This is a genomic window from Streptomyces sp. NBC_01426 (genome assembly GCF_036231985.1).
Classification (GTDB): domain Bacteria; phylum Actinomycetota; class Actinomycetes; order Streptomycetales; family Streptomycetaceae; genus Streptomyces.
The window spans coordinates 661694-679598 of record NZ_CP109501.1; the positions used below are offsets into that span (position 1 = coordinate 661694).

General features: G+C 71.5%; 15 protein-coding genes. 7 read left to right on the top strand and 8 right to left on the bottom strand.

Features of this window, described 5'->3' with window-relative positions; translation table 11 throughout:
• Nucleotides 1-18: 18 nt before the first annotated feature.
• A complete protein-coding gene (locus OG906_RS37260; RefSeq protein ID WP_329448736.1) occupies nt 19-513 on the bottom strand; it encodes a hypothetical protein in 495 nt (164 codons plus the stop codon).
• Between the two features lie 255 nt (nt 514-768).
• Between OG906_RS37260 and OG906_RS37265 the strand changes: the two genes are divergently transcribed.
• Nucleotides 769-1602 carry a ribosome-inactivating family protein gene (locus tag OG906_RS37265; RefSeq protein ID WP_329448737.1) on the top strand — a complete coding sequence of 278 codons (834 nt, stop codon included), beginning with the start codon at nt 769-771 and terminating at the stop codon, nt 1600-1602.
• Between the two features lie 165 nt (nt 1603-1767).
• Here OG906_RS37265 and OG906_RS37270 read toward each other — a convergent pair whose 3' ends face one another.
• Nucleotides 1768-2430 carry a TetR/AcrR family transcriptional regulator gene (locus tag OG906_RS37270; protein WP_329448738.1) on the bottom strand — a complete coding sequence of 221 codons (663 nt, stop codon included), beginning with the start codon at nt 2428-2430 and terminating at the stop codon, nt 1768-1770.
• Between the two features lie 154 nt (nt 2431-2584).
• On the opposite strand from OG906_RS37270, the gene OG906_RS37275 reads away from it, so the two are divergent.
• Nucleotides 2585-3535: an alpha/beta fold hydrolase gene (locus tag OG906_RS37275; RefSeq protein WP_329448739.1), complete on the top strand. Its 951-nt coding sequence runs from the start codon at nt 2585-2587 to the stop codon at nt 3533-3535.
• A 439-nt stretch (nt 3536-3974) separates the two neighbouring features.
• On the top strand, nt 3975-4898 hold the full coding sequence (locus OG906_RS37280) for a squalene/phytoene synthase family protein (RefSeq protein ID WP_329448740.1): 924 nt from the start codon (nt 3975-3977) through the stop codon (nt 4896-4898).
• Between the two features lie 198 nt (nt 4899-5096).
• Here the strand turns inward: OG906_RS37280 and OG906_RS37285 are convergent, their stop codons facing one another.
• The gene (locus OG906_RS37285) at nt 5097-5438 is read right to left on the bottom strand and encodes a hypothetical protein (RefSeq protein ID WP_329448741.1); all 342 of its coding nucleotides are present in this window, start codon (nt 5436-5438) and stop codon (nt 5097-5099) included.
• A 269-nt stretch (nt 5439-5707) separates the two neighbouring features.
• Complete coding sequence (locus OG906_RS37290; protein ID WP_329448742.1) at nt 5708-7666, bottom strand: transporter substrate-binding domain-containing protein; 1959 nt, start codon at nt 7664-7666, stop codon at nt 5708-5710.
• Nucleotides 7667-7814: 148 nt separating this feature from the next.
• Between OG906_RS37290 and OG906_RS37295 the strand changes: the two genes are divergently transcribed.
• Both OG906_RS37295 and OG906_RS37300 read left to right on the top strand, forming a co-directional pair.
• Entirely contained in the window at nt 7815-7985 is a 171-nt protein-coding gene (locus tag OG906_RS37295) for a hypothetical protein (RefSeq protein WP_267801077.1), read from the top strand.
• Nucleotides 7986-8262: 277 nt separating this feature from the next.
• Complete coding sequence (locus OG906_RS37300) at nt 8263-10542, top strand: VCBS repeat-containing protein (RefSeq protein ID WP_329448743.1); 2280 nt, start codon at nt 8263-8265, stop codon at nt 10540-10542.
• A gap of 222 nt (nt 10543-10764) precedes the next feature.
• On the opposite strand, the gene OG906_RS37305 is transcribed toward OG906_RS37300, so the two are convergent.
• A complete protein-coding gene (locus OG906_RS37305; protein ID WP_329448744.1) occupies nt 10765-11340 on the bottom strand; it encodes a TetR/AcrR family transcriptional regulator in 576 nt (191 codons plus the stop codon).
• 69 nt (nt 11341-11409) lie between these two features.
• Here OG906_RS37305 and OG906_RS37310 point away from each other — a divergent pair, with 69 nt between their 5' ends.
• Nucleotides 11410-12303, top strand: coding sequence for an NADP-dependent oxidoreductase (locus OG906_RS37310; protein ID WP_329448745.1), 894 nt, complete (start codon nt 11410-11412; stop codon nt 12301-12303).
• Between the two features lie 77 nt (nt 12304-12380).
• Here OG906_RS37310 and OG906_RS37315 read toward each other — a convergent pair whose 3' ends face one another.
• From OG906_RS37315 to OG906_RS37325, 3 genes are all read right to left on the bottom strand, one after another.
• On the bottom strand, nt 12381-14024 hold the full coding sequence (locus OG906_RS37315; RefSeq protein WP_329448746.1) for a sigma-70 family RNA polymerase sigma factor: 1644 nt from the start codon (nt 14022-14024) through the stop codon (nt 12381-12383).
• Between the two features lie 411 nt (nt 14025-14435).
• Entirely contained in the window at nt 14436-15263 is an 828-nt protein-coding gene (locus tag OG906_RS37320; protein ID WP_329448747.1) for a 4'-phosphopantetheinyl transferase superfamily protein, read from the bottom strand.
• Between the two features lie 128 nt (nt 15264-15391).
• The gene (locus tag OG906_RS37325) at nt 15392-16192 is read right to left on the bottom strand and encodes an AfsR/SARP family transcriptional regulator (protein ID WP_329448748.1); all 801 of its coding nucleotides are present in this window, start codon (nt 16190-16192) and stop codon (nt 15392-15394) included.
• A 101-nt stretch (nt 16193-16293) separates the two neighbouring features.
• Here OG906_RS37325 and OG906_RS37330 point away from each other — a divergent pair, with 101 nt between their 5' ends.
• On the top strand, nt 16294-17826 hold the full coding sequence (locus OG906_RS37330) for an FAD-dependent monooxygenase (protein ID WP_329448749.1): 1533 nt from the start codon (nt 16294-16296) through the stop codon (nt 17824-17826).
• The last annotated feature ends 79 nt before the right edge of the window (nt 17827-17905 follow it).

The following is a 17905-nucleotide window of genomic DNA, read 5'->3' on the forward strand; positions in this document are numbered from 1 at the left end:
GAGACGGGGCGGGGCGCCTCAGACGCCGGCGGTGCAGAACACGCACGCTTCCCAGAACGGCAGTGCGTCCAGTACCCGGTGGCGTGCGCACGAGGCGATCGCGGCCTCGTCGGGCCCGGGCAGGACGCCCGCGCCGGCCGTCGCGGTGGCGGGGTCGAAGTCCTCCACCATCGCCCGGTACGTACGCAGGTAGCCCTCGGCCCGGGGCGGCTCGTACGTCAGTTCCTCCCACCGGTGGCGCGAGAGGGCCAGGTCAAGTACGCGCAGCAGGAAGTCCTTGGCCGCGGCCCGCTCCTGCGGCGTGTTTCCCCAATCGAGTTCCGCCAGGTCGAAGCCGACCACTCCACGGCCCATCACGTTCTGGTCCTGAAGGGTCAGCAGGGCGGCGAAGCGGAAGTCCCACGGCTCGCGGGCCAGCGCGGACACGGCGAGCATCAGCACGTCCACGAACACCGCCGTGCCACCGTTCGTCATCTCCAGGTACCGGCCGTCACCGCCCTCGAACACGTTCATGTCACCAGGGTAGAGACAGCGAGCACGCGCCCGGTACGGGCGCGATCTCGCGCGGCCGCTGGAGGAACGCCGGGAGCCGGGAGCGGCGAGCGGGGAGCCGGGGGTCCGGGGCAGGGCCGGTCGGCGGCGTCGGGGACGGGTGACGTGTGCGCGGCGGGATCAGCAGGCGTGCCCTGAGAGGCAATTCGGGCACGCGAGGCAGACCTAGCCTCAGGCAGCCAACCCCGCGAGCGATCAGGACGGAACACAAGGAACATGCTGCGGAAACTCTGCTCGATACTGCTGACACTGGCGACCGCGATGGGGTTGGTGACGGTCCTGAGCGGTCCGGCCTCCGCCCAGAACCTCCAGGTCATCGACTGGCACGTCTCGCGCATCACCGACGGCGGCCCCACTCACGCGCAGAACTACTACAACCTCATCGCCGACATCCATCGGCTCACCTACGGCCTGCCGACCCACTACGAGGGCCTCGCGCAGACCACCACGGAGCGCGGTCGCCTGGTTCAGGTCCGGGTGCTGGACACGGACAACGCGCACCTCGCGTCCGTCTATCTGTGGGCGGACAATCTGTACGTCGCCGGCTTCTACGCCCCGGGCAGCAACGTCCACTTCGTGTTCAACGACCGGGTCCAGGAGTTCCAGAACACGCTCGGCATCACGAACGCGCGCATCATGCCGAGGACCGGCAACTACACCGGCCTTCCCGGTGGGAACAACAGGGCCGAGCTGGTGCTGAACCCCCAGCGGATGTACCACGGCATGCAACAACTCCACAGCCCCACCGAGTACAACGACAACGTCGGGAGCGGGCTGCTGACGGCCATTCAGATCTTTTCTGAGGCTAGCCGGTTCAGTCCGATCCTCGACCGTGTACGGAACAACATCGCACGCTGGGAGAGCAACCCTCTGGGTGGGGGCTACGCCGATCTGGAGAACAACTGGGGCGCCATCTCGCAGTTCGCGTACAACATCCGGAACAACCCGGGCGCGTCGATCAACGTGCTGGGCCGTGTGGTGACGAGCCTCGTGGGGCTGGGGCGCACGCTCGGCTTCGTGGAACTCAACGGATCCCAGGCCAGGCTCTGACCCGACGCGGCGCTCACCCCGCCCCCGCCACGCCAGCACAGAGGCTGCCGGGGGCGAACGCTGAGCCCGCCGCGTGGCACCCGACACATGGTCCCGGACGGCCAGGTCATCACCGACCTGGCCGTCCGGCCTGCGTGCGGGAGGGCATTGTGGGTCGCCACCCCGTCACGTGGTCGACTCATTCCGTGGGGGTGTGCGGTGGCGCCGTGTGGCAGACGCGTGGGGGCTGGTGGTGAAGACGCGGTCCAGGTGGCGGCGGAGGATCGCGATCGCCGATCGGGGACCGCGCCGGCCCACGAGGATGCCGGTGCCCATGGTCGCCGCCATGGCGAGCAGGCTGATGGCCTCGATGCGGGCGTCCACCGCGGGGTCCGCGAGGCCGGCCTCCTGTGCTTGCTTGATCAACGCGGTCAAGGCGTGCTCGGCGGAGTCGGGCTGGTCGATGAACGGCTGGGCGGCGAGCGCGCCGTCGGTGACGGACAGGATCGAGTAGGAGCTGTAGAGGAGGTGGAACGTGCGGCTCTCCTCGTCGACGGGGAGCGAGGCGAGCAGCAACGCCTCGATCGTCGCGCGCGGACCCGGGGCCGGGCCGGCGGCGGCGAGTCGGGCGTCGACCCGGGCCGTGAAGCGGTCGGTGAGGTGCCGGAGCCCGTGGAAGAGCAGCCTCTCTTTGGTCCGGAAGTAGTACTGCACCAGGCGCAGGGACACGCCTGCCTCGGTTGCCACGTCGCGCATGCCGACGGAGTGCAGTCCGCGGCGTCCGGCGACCCGGATGAGCGCTTCGGCGATCCGGGTGCGGCGTTCCTCGTGGTCCACGCGCCTTGGCATCGGTGTTGCCTCCGGCCGTGGTCGGGGTGATGGGGCCGTTGGCCCATGGGTCCGGGCCGGCCGTTGCGGTCGGCCCGGGAGATTTTCATGGTACCGACGTATCAACATCGTGGTACTGTCGTATCACGAAGAACGGATCTCCCGGAGGTGCCCCGTGCCCGAGAACACGAACCGCGTGCGACGCGACATAGGCCACTACGTCAACGACGAACTGCGCGACCGCTACTTCGCCACCTGCGACGTGCTCTACGCGAAGGGCGCGCCCATCCGCTCCGAGACGGACGTCGAGACCACCTTCGGCACCACCCACGTCTACCAGTACGGGCCCACGGACCCGGCAGCGGAATTGCGCACGCCCGTCGTCCTGATCCACGGTTCGGGCGGCTGCTCCGCCCAGTGGTACCCCAACACCGTCGCGCTCAGCGCCGACCGGCCCGTCTACGCCCTCGACACCCCCGGCGACCCCGGCCGCAGCGTGCAGCGCGAGACCATGTGGCAGCCCGAGCGCGCGGCGCAGTGGATGGACGAGGCCCTCGACGCGCTGGGACTCGACAAGGTCCACCTGGTCGGCTCCTCGTACGGCGGCTGGCTGGTCATCAACCAGGTACACCTGAGGCCCGAACGGTTCGCCTCCGTCACCGCCCTGGACCCCGGCGGCCTGGAGAAGGTGGGCCTGCGCTTCTTCGTCTGGATCTTCGCCAGCCTCTTCGCCACCTACGCCCCCAAGGCGTGGCGCCCCCGCCTCGCCGCCTGGCTGGAGCAGCCGGTGATCGTCGTTCCCGAGCTGCGTACGTGGATCCAGGCGAGCGTCCGCGCCTTCCGGATCCGCCGCCCCGCGCCGCTACCGCTGTCGGACGCCGAACTGGGCTCCATCCGCACGCCGTTCTATCTGATCATGGGCAAGCGCAGTCTGCTCGTGCACCCCAAGCGCCAGTTGGAGCGCGTACCGCGCCTGATCCCCGGAGCCCGCGCCGAGATCGTCGCCGCGACCGGCCACGGACCGCAGCTCGACCACCCGGACCTGGTCAACGCCCGGATGCTGAGCTTCATGGAGGACATCGACTCCCTCGACCCGGTGGAGAACCGGAGTGCCACCAGCGCGTAATCTCCGGCCTCCTTCTCCGGGCCGGCCGGACGCCGCGCGTCCTGCGGCGGAGGCCGGCTGATGCCCGGCCCGGCGAGATGCGGTGGCTCAGGCCGTCGTGCAGCACGGGACGGGCACGCCGCCGGGATGGCCGTCCGGTGATGCCGGGTTGGCTCGCGCCGCCGGGACGGATCGCGTCGCCCGAACCCCGCGCCACCCGGACGGGCCGCGCCACCCGGAACCCCGCGCCGCCTGCCGGCGACGGATCGGGAGCCTGCGATCGCCGTCGTGGTCGCCTCGCCGCATTCCACGACGTCGCGAAGAAGACCAACCCCTCGGCGCGATCGTGGCCTCCACCCTCGTACGCTCCTGACATCGCGTGCCCGTAGAACGCTGAGCCGGTGAGCCCGTGCGCACGGGCTCACGCGAGGTCCGACGCGATCCGAGGAGCAAGGTCACCATGCCCAGTTGGAGCACCACCCTGACCAGGGCCGGGGTATCAGACCCCCGGCTCCGGGAGGACTACACCCGCACCGCCCGCCGAGTGCTCCGCCGCGACCCGGCTCCGTACGTCACCCTGCGCCTGCTGGCCGCCCCGCACCTGGTGCCCCGGCTCGCCGTCGGCGTCGCCTTCATGAACCTGGTCGACGACACGGCCGAGACCGGTACTCCCGAGCAGCGCGCCGCAGGCCTCGCTGCATTGGCCGCACGCGTCGAGGCGGCTCTGGCCGGCGAGCACGGTCCGGATCCGCTGCTGCGCGCGTACGCCGACGCCGTCCACACCCGGAACCTGCCGGTGCACTGGATCACCCGCTTCCTCGACGGCGCCGCCACCGCCGAGGCGACCTTCGACGGGTTCGCCGACGAAGCGGAGTTCCAGGACTACCTCGACGCCTACGCCTGGCCCGGCGTCCTCGTCTCCACCGGCCTCCAGTACCAGGACGGCCCCGACGAGCAACAGGCCGCCGGCTGGCGCCGATTCGTGGACGCGGCCCAGCGCGGCGACTTCCTCGCCGACCTCGCCGGGGACCTCGCGGATGGCCGTCTCTGCCTGCCCCGCGCCCGTCTGGCCGAACACGGAGTGACCCGGACCGACCTCGAACAGGCCCGCGACACCCCGGCCGTACGGGGCCTCCTCGCCGCCGAGTGCGAGCGTGCCCGTACCGCCCTCGCGGCCACCGACGGCATCGCCGACCTGGCGGAGCCCGGACTGCGCCCCGTGGTCACGGCCATGACGGAACTGATGGCCCACCAACTCACGGCAGTGGAAAAGGCCGGAGTCGGCGCCCTGCGCAAGGACGTCGGCTATGGACTCGCGGCCCCCCTGCGCACCCTACTGCGCGCCCGCGCCCTCGGCCGCCGCACTGCCCGCAGCACCGTCTGACGGGCCGGGACGGGACGTCTGAAGGCAACCGTCGACACGGACATCGCATCGGCATAGGCATCGGTAGCGAGAGCGAGAGCGACATCGAGAGAGGGCAGCGGCACCGACACCGACATCAGTATCGGACGGTACCGGCGCGAGTCCGTACGGACCACGCGCGCGCCGGCCCGTAGCGCCCGGGCTCGTTCGTACGTGCGTCTACGAGGCCGGGCACCGCTCGGGCACGGCAGCCGCGGCGACGGCAGCCGTCGTTATGGCAACCGCGGGCACGGCAGTCGCGGGCGAGGCCGTCGGGGGCGCGATGCGTATGCGTGCTCCGTCCCAGACCACGGTCTCCGCGGGCAGGATCAACAGCCCCGGCTCGCCGTCGGCCCAGACGGCCCCGGCGCGCCGGACCTGCACGGCGGCGCCGCCCGCGCCGGCCATGTAGACCGTCGGGTCGACCTCCCAGCCGCGCTCGGCCAACCATCCTTCCAACTGCTCGGTGTCCGACGGTGTCGCCTGTCGTGGCCACACGTACGTGGTGCTCTCGCTGTCCATGCTCATCCCCCCGTTGCGGTCGGAATGCCGACCGCGTCAATCCTTCCACCCGGCACTGACAGAGGCCACGCGGTTTCGGGGTGGCTTGTCGGCCGTCGACCGTGCCGGCGCGGCGGACGACGGACGTTGCCGCTGTTCATCCGCACCGGCAGGCCTGCGGCAGGCGACGCTTCCGCGGCGCCCTGGCCTGGACAGATTTCCGAGCGATGGTCGACCGCGTGGCGAGGGGGCAGGTCAGGGGGCTGGTCAGGAGGGGGCAGGACGGGCGGTCAGGCGACGCAGGAGGACTGTCGATCCATGTCGCCTTCGGGCGGGATGAAGGCGTTCCACGTCGTGGGAAACGCCAGAACCACGCTGTTCAAGTGGGTGCGGAAGTCGGCCTCCCACTCGTTGCGGACGTAGTCCTGGAGGGCCTTGAACACCTCCTTGCACACATCGGCGGAGGTTCCCTTCGGCAGCGCGATGCCGTAGTTGCCGACCGGCTGCCCGTCAGTCACGGCAGGCGGCACCTCGACGTCGGCGTACTTCTGCGTGTAGCCGTACAGGGCCACCTGGTTGCCGATGACGGCGTCCGCCTGGCCGGTGCGCAGCGCCTGGAGGCAATGCTCCGTGTCCGGGCGGGTCACGATCTTCGCCTTGTTGACCCTGATCAGCGCTTCCTGTGTGCCGGCATGCTCGCGCGTGCAGATCGTCCGGCCGTTCAGGTCCTTGAAGGAGGCGATGCTCTTGTCCCCCTTCTTGACCAGCACCCCGTGGTAGCTCCTCAGGTAGGGCCCGACGAACGTGGCCTGCTTCCTGCGTTCTTCGGTGATCTCGTCATGGGCGATGACCATGTCGACCTGCCCGTCCCGGAGAGCCGCCGTCCGCTTCTCGACCGTCACCGGTACGAGTTCGAAATCGTCGGTGAATCCGAGGCTCCGGGCGAGCCGGCCCGTCATGGCCGCTTCGAAGCCGCTGATGGTGCCGCGATTCAACTCGCTCAGCCCGGGTGCGTCCACGACGACGCCGATCCTCAGGCGGCCGCCGTCACGCCCGCCCAGGGAATCGTGCGGGGACGTGGTCCACGGCGGCGGGTCCCAGGCCAGCAGGACCCCCAGCGTCGCCAGAACGGCACAGCCCAGGGCGGCGGTCGTGGTGCGGGTTCGGCGCGAGATCGTCGCACCCGCCGCCGCGGAGCCCGTGCCGCCGCCGTTGTCTTCGTCGTCTTCGTTGTCTCGGTTGTCTCGGTTCTCTCCGCCTTCTCCTTCGCCCCTGCCTTCTCCGTCGCCTGCGGACGGCCGGACGCCGCCAACTCCGGGGACGAGGGAGGGGGAAAGCGGGGGCTCGGCCGGGGACTCCTCCACCGTGCCGCGCAGGAGCGTCGCGTCGTGTACGGGACGGTCGACGGCCGGGAGCCGCAGCGCCGTGCGGAGCTCGTCCCTCCCCTGATCGTCTTCGTCCAACTCGTCGTCCATGGCATGCAGTGCGGGGGCGAGTCCCTCCAACGAGGCGAGGCTCCCGGCGGTCGCCGACGGCGGGACAAGAGCGGTGCCCACCTCGTCCGGCACCGCGCTGTCCCGGCTCATGCCCAACTGTGCACGGGTCACTTGGGTCTCGGCGGCCAGCCTCAGTTCGTACGCCTCGATGCGGGCACGCCGGGCCCGCTTCAGCTTGTGGTTCGCCTGACGCCGGTACTCCACCGACATCTCCAGTGCCTGCTGGAGCTCCGCGCGGACCTCGTCGCGCGCCCGATCGCGTTCGTGCTCCAACAGCGTGCAGCGCTGTTCCAGCGCGGACACCAGATCCTGCAACTGCTCGCACCGGCGCTCGGAGGCGGTCAGCCGGCGGATCGCCTCCATCTGGCGCAACCGCGCGTCATCGAGCCGCAGTACGGCCTGCGCGAAGGAGTCCAGGTGCCGTGGACGGGCGGCGGCGCGCGTGAGCTCGCTCGCCTCGCCCGGGGTCCGGGCCGCGGCACTCTGCCGGGCCTCGTCCAGAAGCCGGAGCCCCAGGTCGAGTTGGCGCTGCCGCATGGCCGGTTCGCGGAGGTAGCGGTTCACCACCTGGCCGAGGAGTTCCCGCGGTACGAGACGGCTGCCATTGCGGAACTGGGTCCACATCGACTTGCTGTACGGAAAGTCCGCCTCCAGTTGCCGGACACCGACCCCGTTCGTGATCTTTCGCAGCCAGCGCGCCAGTTCATTCGCCTGTTCCGTCGTGCCCCGCAACTCGCCCAGAGGCCGCGCCATGTACCCCGCCCCCCGACTTGTCCGGCAGACAACCCGGCGTTGTCACCGATGCCCCGCCTGTCACCTGCACCGCGTCGCCGGGCCCGGCCGGACAATCTGACCACGGAGCAGCCTGGGTCTTCAGCCGATCGCCGAACCTGGAGCGCCCATGTCGAACTTCGCCCGGCCGCCGCGCCGTTCGTGGCCGTACGCCGTCACCGCCGTTCTCGTCCTCGCCTTGAACGAGGGGTGGGCGGCCCGGGACGTTCAGCGGCTCGCCACGATCCTGCTCGTACTCGTCGCCCTGATCTGCGTGCTCGGGGAAGGCGGTGACCAGTGATCGGCGGCCCGTGTCCCGGCCGCCGGTGCCTGGGTGATCGTGTGGCCACGGAACGAGAACACCACACCACCATCGAACGTGTGTACAACCCTCCCTCGTGATCATGAGTCTGACCAGGCGTGGCGCAGGGTGCGCCCGGTCTCTCTGGGGGAGGACCCATCGTGTTCCACGACCGAGCCATCGCTCGTCGCCGCTTTACCGAAGCCGAAGCCGAAGCCAACGCCGAAGTCGCCGTCCAGGCCGCGGAAACTGCCCGCGCCGCCGACTCGCCGCCGCCGTGACCGCCGTCCTCGCCGTGACCGCCGGTACCGCGCTGACAGCGGCCCCCGCAACCGCCGTACCGACGACCGCCGTACCGACGACCGCCGTACCGACGACCGCGGCACCGACGACCGCGGCACCGACGACCGCCGCCCCCGCCACGGTGCGGGACGGCGTCATCTCCATCCCCCGGACCTCGCGCATCGTCGGCGCCGGGCAGAGCGGGTTCCTGTCCGCCGACATCCAGACGGGACAGCAGAAGACGGTCTTCCGCTGGACGAACACCGCGACCGGCGTGACCACGGATCTCCCGGACCGGTACAACGGCTACCACGTCGGCGGCTCCGACACCGTCGCGACCCGTGAGGACGCCACGAGCCGCTACGCCCTCCACGACATGTCCTCGCCCGGCAGCTCCCCGAAGTTCATCGAGCAGACGGACAGCCGTCTCCTGTGGAGGGGCATCGTCGGCAGGACGCTCGCCTTCTCCTCGTGGGACGAGGCGACCCAGAAGGGTCAGCTGCGTCTCATCGGCGAGGGCAACCAGGTGGGCTCGGACCGGCAGGTGACGGGTCTCCCGGCGGACTTCCGGTTCCAGACCATGGAGCCCGTCTCCACCACCCAGATGCTCGTCCGCTACTTCGTCGGCGGTCCCGGCACCAAGAGTTCCCACCTCGCGGTCGTGGACCTCGCGACCGCCTCCGTCGTCGAGCACCGCGAGCTGGGCAAGGCCCCGTCCGACGTGGACGCGGCCGCCTCCGGCAACCGCTTGGCCTGGGTGGTGGGCACTCCGGCGGGCGGCTACGAGCTGAAGTACGCCGACCGCGGCGGGAACGGCAGCACTCCGGCCGTGACCCTCGCCGACCTGGGCAATGCCGGCGACGCCCATGTCAGCCTCCTGGGCGACTGGGTGGCGTACGCCCCCCTGCCCTACGCGCAGAACTACACCTACCCGTCCGAGCGGTTCGCGTTCAACGCCGTCAACGTCGTCGACAAGACCACGGTGAAGCTGCTCGACCACGCGACGTCCGCCGTTTCCACCCCCGACGGCGCGCTCCTGGTGCGCGGCGGCACGCTCGCCCACGGCGAGGGGATCTACCGGATCGCGCTCGGGACGAACGGTGCGCCCAACGCCACGCTCATCGCGAGCACCGGCGAGTCCACCGCACTGACGCTGGTCGGGAAGGACGTCCCCCAGGTCGCCGAACTCGACAAGAACGGCGGCGCGGCAACGCTGAGTTGGACGCTCTCCCGGTACAACGCCAAGGGGTCCGTGACCCTGCGCCATGTCCGTACGGGGCAGAGCAAGCAGTTCACGTTCGACTTCAACACGCCCCACGGCACCGGCGCCGTCACCTTCCGCTGGGACGGGCTCCTGCCCAACGCCCAGGGCTACGGCGCACTCGCTCCCGGCGGCGACTACACGTGGGAGCTCGACGCGGCCCCGCTCAACGGCATCGGCCCGAGCCTGAAGGAGTCCGGCACCTTCAAGGTCGTCCGCGCGACCAACATGCACGACTACACCGACAACGGCAGCCCCGACCTGCTGGCCCGGGACGCCTCGGGCGTGCTGTGGCGCGACGACACCGTCAAGACGCCGCTCTCGTCGGACACGTACTCCGCCGAACGGGTGCGGATGGGCGGCGGCTGGCAGGTCTTCAACCAGTTGGAGGCCGTCGGCGACATCGCCGGAGGCGCCGCCGCCGACCTGGTCGCCCGCGACGCCGACGGCGTCCTGTGGCTGTACGAGGGCAAGGGCGACGGCAACTTCGCCGCCCGTACGAAGATCGGCGGCGGCTGGGGCGGCTACAGCCGGCTCACCGGCGGCAGCGACCTCGACGGCGACGGCAGGTCCGACCTGCTCGCCACCGACACGGCGGGCACCCTGTGGTTCTACAAGAGCACGGGGAACGCGAGCGCGCCGTTCGCGGGACGCGTGAAGCTCGGCGGCGGCTGGGGCATCTACAACCAGCTCACGGCCGTGGGCAACATCACCGCGAGCGCCGCCGGGGACCTCCTCGCCCGCGACACCTCCGGTGTCCTGTGGCTGTACGAGGGCAAGGGAGACGGCACCTTCGGACCTCGCGCGAAGCTCGGCGGCGGCTGGGGCGCCTTCACCCACCTCGTCGGCGTCGGTGACGCGGACCGCGACGGCCGCGGCGACCTCTACGCGGTCGGACCGGGCGGTTCGAAGCTCTACGCGGGCACCGGCGACGCGGCCACCCCGTTCAAGCCCCCCGTCACCTCGTCCGTGTACTCGGACTTGGACGCGGCCGGCTTCAACACGGTCTTCTAGGTCCTGTCGTCGAAGTGGCGCCGCGGGCCAGGCGAGACTTTGACGACAGGGCCCAGGAGCTGTCCCGCCGATCAGGTGGGGAGCCGGACGACGAGGGATCCCCTGCGGCCGCCCGCCGCGGGGGAGTCCTCCCACAAGCGGGCGGCCTGCCGGTCGGCCTCCTCCGGGGTCGTGCCCCGGCCCCGGCCCCGGCCCCGGCCGCAGCGCGCCGGCGTCTGCGACTCAGGGCGCGGTGGCTTCCCAGGCCGCCGTGATCATCCGGAAGACCTCGTCCACGGTCGCCCCCGGATCGTCCGCCTGGCAGGCCAGCGCGAAGGCGTCGATGGCGAACCGTGCGGTCGCCCGGCAGGCCGTCGCGCTCCGGGACAGGTGGGGATCGGCGGCCAGCGCCGCTGCCAGCGCCTGCGCGTGACGCAGGCTCATCGACTCCTCGTATTCCCGCAGGGCGGGGGACCCCTCGATCATGCGTCGGACGGGGGCACCGCCCTCCGCCGTGCAGTGCCGCACCAGAGCCTGGACCTCGCGGTGCAGGACCGGCATGAGCGGCTCGTGCGGGGGCCGGTCGGATACCGCTCGCGTGAGGCGCTGCTCGAAGTCCTGGTCGCGTTCGAAGACCAGGGCCTCCTTTGAAGCGAAGTGGGCGAAGACGGTGGTGACGGCCACGTCGGCCTCGGCCGCCACGTCACGGATGCCCACGGCCTCGTACCCGCGCTCCAGGAAGAGCCGCAGCGCGGTGTCGGCGATCTTCTGACGGGTCGCGGCCTTCTTGCGTTCGCGGCGTCCGGACGGCTCGATCATGCCCGAACACTAGCAGGTACGAATTCATAACCGTTGTGAAACCCTAACGGTTAGGTCTATCTTCGGGCCATGAGGAAAATCAGCTTCGCCGAGTTCGGCGGTCCCGAGGTCCTGCAACTGGTGGAAGCCGAGGAGCCCCACGCGAGCCCCGGTCGGATACGCATCGCCGTACGGGCGGCGGGTGTCAACCCGGTCGACTGGAGGATCCGGGAGGGCCAGGTGCTGGGAGCCCATCCGGTCGAACTGCCCGCCGGGGTCGGACTGGACGCCGCCGGGGTGGTGGACGAGGTCGGCGAGGGCGTCGAGGGGATCGAGGTCGGCGACCGCGTGTTCGGCGAAGGCGCCGACACGTACGCCGAATTCGCCGTGCTGTCGGCCTGGGCGCGGATGCCCGAGGGGCTGACCTTCGAGGAGGCGGCCGGGTACCCGTCGGTGGTGGAGACCGCGCTGCGCATCCTCCGCGAGGTCGGCGTACGGCCCGGGCAGACGCTGCTCGTCAGCGGCGCGTCCGGGGGCGTCGGGTCGGCGGTCCTGCAGATCGCCCGCGCGCGCGGCATCACGGTGATCGGCACGGCCGGGGCTGCGAACCAGGACTACCTGCGCGGCCTGGGCGCCCTCGCCACGACCTACGACGAAGGCTGGGTCGAACGAGTGCGGCGCCTGGGCCGGGTCGACGCGGCCCTCGACCTGGCCGGCTCGGGCGTGATCCCCGAACTCGTCGAGCTGACCGGGGACCCGCGCACGGTCGTCTCCATCGCCGACCTGGGCGCGCCGCAGCTGGGCGTCCGGTTCTCCGGCGTGGCCGGGAGCGTGCCGGACGCGCTCGCCGAGGCTGTCGACCTCATCTCCCGGGGCAGGCTCCACATCCCGGTCGAGAAGGCTTACTCGCTCACCGAGGCGGCGGTGGCGCACACCGACAGCCGCACCGGCCACAGCCGGGGGCGCCGGGTCCTGGTCGTCTGAGCCCAGCGGTCCCCGAACAGGGCGATGGTGTCCGCGTCGGGGAACCGGGGGGGGGCTTCTGCTTCCGCGGGCCGGGCTCAGCCCAGGGCGAAGACGAGGTTGATCGAGTTGTAGTAGTTGGGCAGGTGCACCATCTCCGAGCCCGGACACGGCGGGTCGGCCTTCGGCCAGTTCCGCGGGCCCAGCAGATGGTCGGGGTAGTCGCTGCGCGGGACCCTCGGCACGAACCAGATGCGGTACGCGCCGGATCGCGACGCCGGCTCGAACCGCCAGAGCTGGGTCGCGCGGTCCGCCCCGGTCCGGCAGGGGCGAAGGGTCACCTCGGTGAGGTTCCCGCCGCCGCTGGTTCCGTCGAGGCAGGTGCCGGTGTCGGCGTTGCGGAGTTGGTGGGTGTTCCGCCAGGCGGGCAGCCGCTGCCATCCCTGGGAGGCCTTGCCGGAGCACTTCTCCAGCTGCACCGCGCCGCCGGAACGGCCGCCGCCGACGCCCACACACAGCCCCGAACCCACGTTGACCAGGGTGTTGCCGACGGGCTTCGGCGAGGGCGATGCCGAGGTCGGAGCGGTGGTGGCCGAGGCGGAAGCGGACGTCGAGGCGGAGGGGCGGGGTGTCGCGGAGGCGGAGGTGGCCGACGCCGACGCGGCCGTACCGATGGCCACGACGGGTGTCACCGCCGGGAGCGGCTCTCCCGGGGCCGCGGCCGTTCTGGCGGGTACGGCGGCCCGGCCGGACCTGTTGTCCTCGGCCTCGGCCGGCAACAGGGCGACCACGGTGGCCGTGGTTCCGACCACGGCCACCGCCGCGGCCCACTTCACGGTACCGACCTTGGCCCCGGCGAGCTGGGTCCCGTTCAGCGTTCCCGCACCCGCCGCGAGATGGGCACCGTTCTCGCCCAGGGTCGCCAGGAAGGCGGCGGGCTTCCACAACAGGATCGCGCCCAACAACAGCACCCCCAACCGGCCGTTGACGTCGCGCAGGTCGCGCTCGGCCCGCGCACAGTCGGCGCACCCCTGAAGGTGGCGGCCCAGGTCCCGGGCCCGGCGCTTGCCCGGCCGACGGAGCGTGGCGGCGATCTGCCCGCCGTAGTGCCGGCACTCGTCGCTCGCACTCTGGTCCAGGTGTGCGCGCAGGTACGCCTCTCGCAAGCCCTCCCGCGCACGCGCGACCAGCGAGCCGACGCCTCCCGCCGATATCCCGAGCCGGCCGGCGGTCTCGGCCGCCGGCTCGTGCTCGACGACGGCGTGCCACAGCACGGCCTGCCAGCGCTCCGGCAGCGACCGGTACGCCCGCAGGACCAGCGATCCCTCTTCCGCCGAGAAGACGGTGTCCTCGGCGTCCTGGCCGTCCGAGAGTTGCGCGGCCCATTCCTCGAAGTCGTCGGACAGCCGCGTACGGGCGCTCTCCCGCGCCCATGCGGCCGCCAGGCGCCGCACGCAGGTCAGCAGGTACGGCCGCCAGGCGTGCTCGGGCCCGGCACCCCAGGCGACGGCCCGGTAGGTACGGGCGAATGCCTCGGCGGTGAGGTCCTGGGCGGTGGACAGGTCCCGACAGCACGTGCGCGCGTAGGCGAGGACCGAGGAATGGTGACGCGTGAACACCTCGGCCATCACGTCTTCGACCCCGGCGTCGGACTCCGAGTCGTGCCCGCGCAGCAGGGCGCAGAGCTCCCCGTCGGTGAGGCTTCGCAGATGCTGCGGACGACCAGTACCCGGTGTACTCAACACGTGCTCCCGTTCGGCTTGCTGATGACCCGCAAGGCGGCTTCCGGGTACATCCGTCATGAGGAGGGTGCGGCACTGCGCCCGTACCGGAATTCGCGCAAGTGTGCACGCTCGCAGGGCCGCAAGCAAACGAGTGCGCGACTGCTCCCCGTGGGCACGGTGGTGGTCCGCGGGGACGGACCGCTGGAGGGAGCCGGTCGGACGGGGTCGGTCACCGCGCGAGCGATCCGGTAACGTTCAGCAACCCCCTTGCCCAGCATGACTGTTGATGGCATCAAGCGGTGTCCGCGGATGCGGCGTGAACGGTCCCGATCATGACGTCCGCTCCTCGTGCGCGGCGGGAGGGCTCCGGGGCGCGGGCCACCGTGTTCGGAGACTTCTCCATCTGCGACACGGAGCCGATCCGGAGGATCATGCGAACCGGAATGTCCGACTTGCCGCAGGGGCGTTGCCGACCCGGAGCAACAGCACCGTCGTCCAGACGTACGGCCCCACGGACCGGACCTGGCCCCGGACGATGCATCCGTCGGGGAGGAGCCCCGGGACGGGCGTGAGGCGCAGCCGGTTGCCGGTGCCGATTCCGCTCCCGGGGTCGCTCGCGTCGTGCTTCGCGCGGCCGGGGTGGGGGACGACCTCCAGGTCGTGGAAGACCGGCTCGCGGGGGAGGTCGAGGGCGCCGGCCGCCTTGTAGAAGGCTTCCTTCGCCGAGAACATCACCGTGAGGAGTCGCTCGCCCGCGTGGTCGTCGCTCAGCAGGGCGCGCTCCGGCGGTGTGCAGACCAGCGCGGCGGTCTCCGGTGAGAGCCGGCCGACGCGTTCGACGTCCACGCCCACGGCCGCCACGTCCGGCCGGGTGGTGGCCAGGCAGGTGGCGGCCGCGCCTCGACAGTGGCTGATGGACCCCCGTACCCCGATCGGGAAGCGGGGGCGTCGGGCCTCGCGCAGGACCGGCCCGGACCGGCCGAGCAGTCGCAGGGCGTCGGCTGCCGCGGCGCGCCCGGCGGCGAACTCACGGCGCCGGGCCGGTGAGCTTCCCCGCACCAGCTCCCGCTCCGCCGGATGCATGTCGTACCCGCACCCGTACCCGCACCCGTCCGTGTGCGCCTCCGCAGCCCCGCCGGCGCCTGCCCGCCGCAGGACGGCGATCACGTCCCGCGCGGGGCGCACGGCCAAGACCCGCATCCCCGTCGTTCCGGAGGAGGAGCCGGCCCTTCCGCCGCGGAGGTGGACGTCGCCCATCTCTCGTTCCCCTCCGCTTTTATCGGGCTTTCATGGCGGCGCCCCACCATCGGGAGACCGGACAGACGATTTCGGGCGGCGGCGGAGCGAGGGGGAAGTCCATGTCCACAGGGCGCGCGGGTGCCCCGTCACGCGGGCACGCTCCACGACGGCCCGTCGGCGGGTTCGAGACCCAGCTCGTCCCGGAGCATGGTCCTCAGGGCCTGGAAGGCGCTGAGCGCCTCACCACGTCGCCCCGACTCCCGCAGGGACTCGATCAAGGAGTGGTGGAACCACTCGTTGAAGGGGTGCGAGGCGACCAGGTCACGGAGTTCGGGCACGAGGTGGGTGTGGCGGCCGCGCCGCATCTCCGCCTCGACGCGCACCTGATGGGCCCGGATGCGCAGCTCCTCCAGGTACTGGACGTGACCGCCGAGCACCCGCCCCGGGTCCACCGTGGACAGCGCCCGGCCCCGCCACAGGGCCAGTCCCTCACGGCAGGCGGCGACGGCTTCGTCCGGCCGGTCCCGGGCGAGCAGCCGCTCGCTGTCCCGGAAGAGCCGCGTGAACCGGGTGGCGTCCAACTGCTCGGGGTCGATGTCCAGGAGATAGCCGGACCGGCGGGTGTGCAACAGCTGTTGGGCGGGGAGCTCCAACACCTCGTCGAGCTGGCGGCGCAGGTGGTAGACGTGCGTGCGCAGGGTGCTGAGCGCCCACCGCGGGGGCCGCTCGTCCCACAGCTCGTCGACGAACGCGTCGACCTCCACCACCTGTCCGGCCCTCAGCAGGAGCAGGGCCATCACCTTGTTCACCATCGGGCCGCGCAGGGTGTGGGTAGTGGTGCCCGTGGAGACGCCGAGGGCTCCGAGGACCGAGAAACAGATCTGGCCGGCCACTGCTGCCAGCACCTCCGTCAGTACGCCGGCGACACCGTGCGCATCGCCGTTCACCGGCTGGAATACAAGCACGCACGCGGGCCGTGTCCGGCGGCTCTGCCCCGCAAGAAGCGCACGGCTGCGCCTAAAGAGACATCCGCACAGAAGGTGGAATCATGACCGAATCGTCGCAGGTGCTCATCGTCGGAGCGGGCCCGGTGGGGCTCGTCACGGGGATCGAACTCCTCAGGCGCGGTGTGCCGGTGCGCGTCATCGACCGCTCCGAACGTCCCAATCCCCACTCCAAGGCGATCGCCCTGTGGCCGCGGGGCATCGAGGCGCTGGCGCGGTTCGGTGCCGCGGACGAACTGCACCGGCGCGGCGTGGTGTTGCGCGCCCAGAACTACCACTCACAGGGGGAGCGCGTCGCCCGCCTGGCGTTCGGCGGAATGCGCCGCACACGCTACCCGTACGCCCTGTCGATTCCCCAGCAGGAGACGGAGGCGGTCCTGCGGGACACCTTCCGCGGGCTGGGCGGCACGATCGAGTTCGGGACGTCCCTGACCTCCTTCACGCAGGACGACGCCGGGGTGAGCGCCGAGCTGGAGACGGCGCGCGGCCGGGCGACGGCACGCTTCGGCCGGGTCGTCGGCTGCGACGGCGCGCACAGCAGGGTCCGCGAGGTGCTGGGAGTGCCTTTCCGGGGCAGTTCGTACCCGCAGCGGTTCCTGCTCGCCGACGGTCCGGTGCGTACCTCGCTGGCCCATGACGAGGTCCACTACTTCATGTCGGCCGCCGGAGTGCTGGTGGTCGTGGGACTGCCGGGCGGCATGTACCGGACGTTCGTGAGCGCGGCCCCCGACCTGGCGGTGGACGACCCCCGGGACGCCGTGCAACGCGCGGCCTCGGAGCGCTGCCCGGTACCGATCGAGCTGATCGGCGAGCAGCGCACCGGTGTGTTCCGCGTGCACGCCAAGGTGGTCGACCGGCTGCGGGTCGGTCGGGTGCTGCTGGCCGGTGACGCCGCGCACATCCACAGCCCGGCCGGCGGTCAGGGGCTGAACACCGGCATCGAGGACGCGGCCTCGCTGGCCTGGAGGCTCGCCGGCGTGTGCGAGGGCCGGTGGGGCGACGAGGCGCTGGACCGGTGGGAAGAGGAACGGCTCAGGGTCGCTCGCGCCGTGGTCTCCGACACCGACCTCCAGACGCGGATGTGGATGATGAGCGGCTGGCGGGCGCGGGCCCGGGACGCGGCGCTGGGGATCGCGGGACGCAGCGGCGTGCTGAACCGCGTCGTCGTGCCGCGCCAGGCACAGCTGTCGTTCGCCCATCCGGGGCCGCGGCAGCAGGCCGGCCACCTGCGGACCGGGATGCGTCTGCCGGACGTACCGCTCGACGCGGAACGCGGGCGCTGGCTGCGGGAGGAGCTGGCCGCCCCCACCCCGCTGTTGCTGCTGTTCCCCGGAACGGGAAGGCGACGCAGGGACGTCGAGGGCGTGGCCGACATCTTCCGGAAGACACACGAGGGCATCCGGGTCACGGTGATTTCCGATGCGAACCATCTCGGCCATTCCTTGCTGGGACTGAACCGTCCGTGTGCCGTTCTCGTCCGGCCCGACGGAACGATCGACGCGCTGAGCGACCCGTTCCGTGACGAACTCCACTCGACGGCAAGGGATTTGATCGGGCAATCCGCCCCGGCGCGGTAGTTAGGATGACACGGTGCTTCTTTCAGAATTCTCGCAATTGCCCCTCCCCGCTGTTCTGTTCGCCGACGGAGTATTCGCC

Bases quoted from the DNA above. Each gene is read 5' to 3' on its own strand.
- OG906_RS37260 (WP_329448736.1), bottom strand. From the start codon at position 513: ATGAACGTGTTCGAGGGCGGTGACGGCCGGTACCTGGAGATGACGAAC.
- OG906_RS37265 (WP_329448737.1), top strand. From the start codon at position 769: ATGCTGCGGAAACTCTGCTCGATACTGCTGACACTGGCGACCGCGATG.
- OG906_RS37270 (WP_329448738.1), bottom strand. From the start codon at position 2,430: ATGCCAAGGCGCGTGGACCACGAGGAACGCCGCACCCGGATCGCCGAA.
- OG906_RS37280 (WP_329448740.1), top strand. From the start codon at position 3,975: ATGCCCAGTTGGAGCACCACCCTGACCAGGGCCGGGGTATCAGACCCC.
- OG906_RS37285 (WP_329448741.1), bottom strand. From the start codon at position 5,438: ATGGACAGCGAGAGCACCACGTACGTGTGGCCACGACAGGCGACACCG.
- OG906_RS37290 (WP_329448742.1), bottom strand. From the start codon at position 7,666: ATGGCGCGGCCTCTGGGCGAGTTGCGGGGCACGACGGAACAGGCGAAT.
- OG906_RS37295 (WP_267801077.1), top strand. From the start codon at position 7,815: ATGTCGAACTTCGCCCGGCCGCCGCGCCGTTCGTGGCCGTACGCCGTC.
- OG906_RS37305 (WP_329448744.1), bottom strand. From the start codon at position 11,340: ATGATCGAGCCGTCCGGACGCCGCGAACGCAAGAAGGCCGCGACCCGT.
- OG906_RS37310 (WP_329448745.1), top strand. From the start codon at position 11,410: ATGAGGAAAATCAGCTTCGCCGAGTTCGGCGGTCCCGAGGTCCTGCAA.
- OG906_RS37320 (WP_329448747.1), bottom strand. From the start codon at position 15,263: ATGGGCGACGTCCACCTCCGCGGCGGAAGGGCCGGCTCCTCCTCCGGA.
- OG906_RS37330 (WP_329448749.1), top strand. From the start codon at position 16,294: ATGACCGAATCGTCGCAGGTGCTCATCGTCGGAGCGGGCCCGGTGGGG.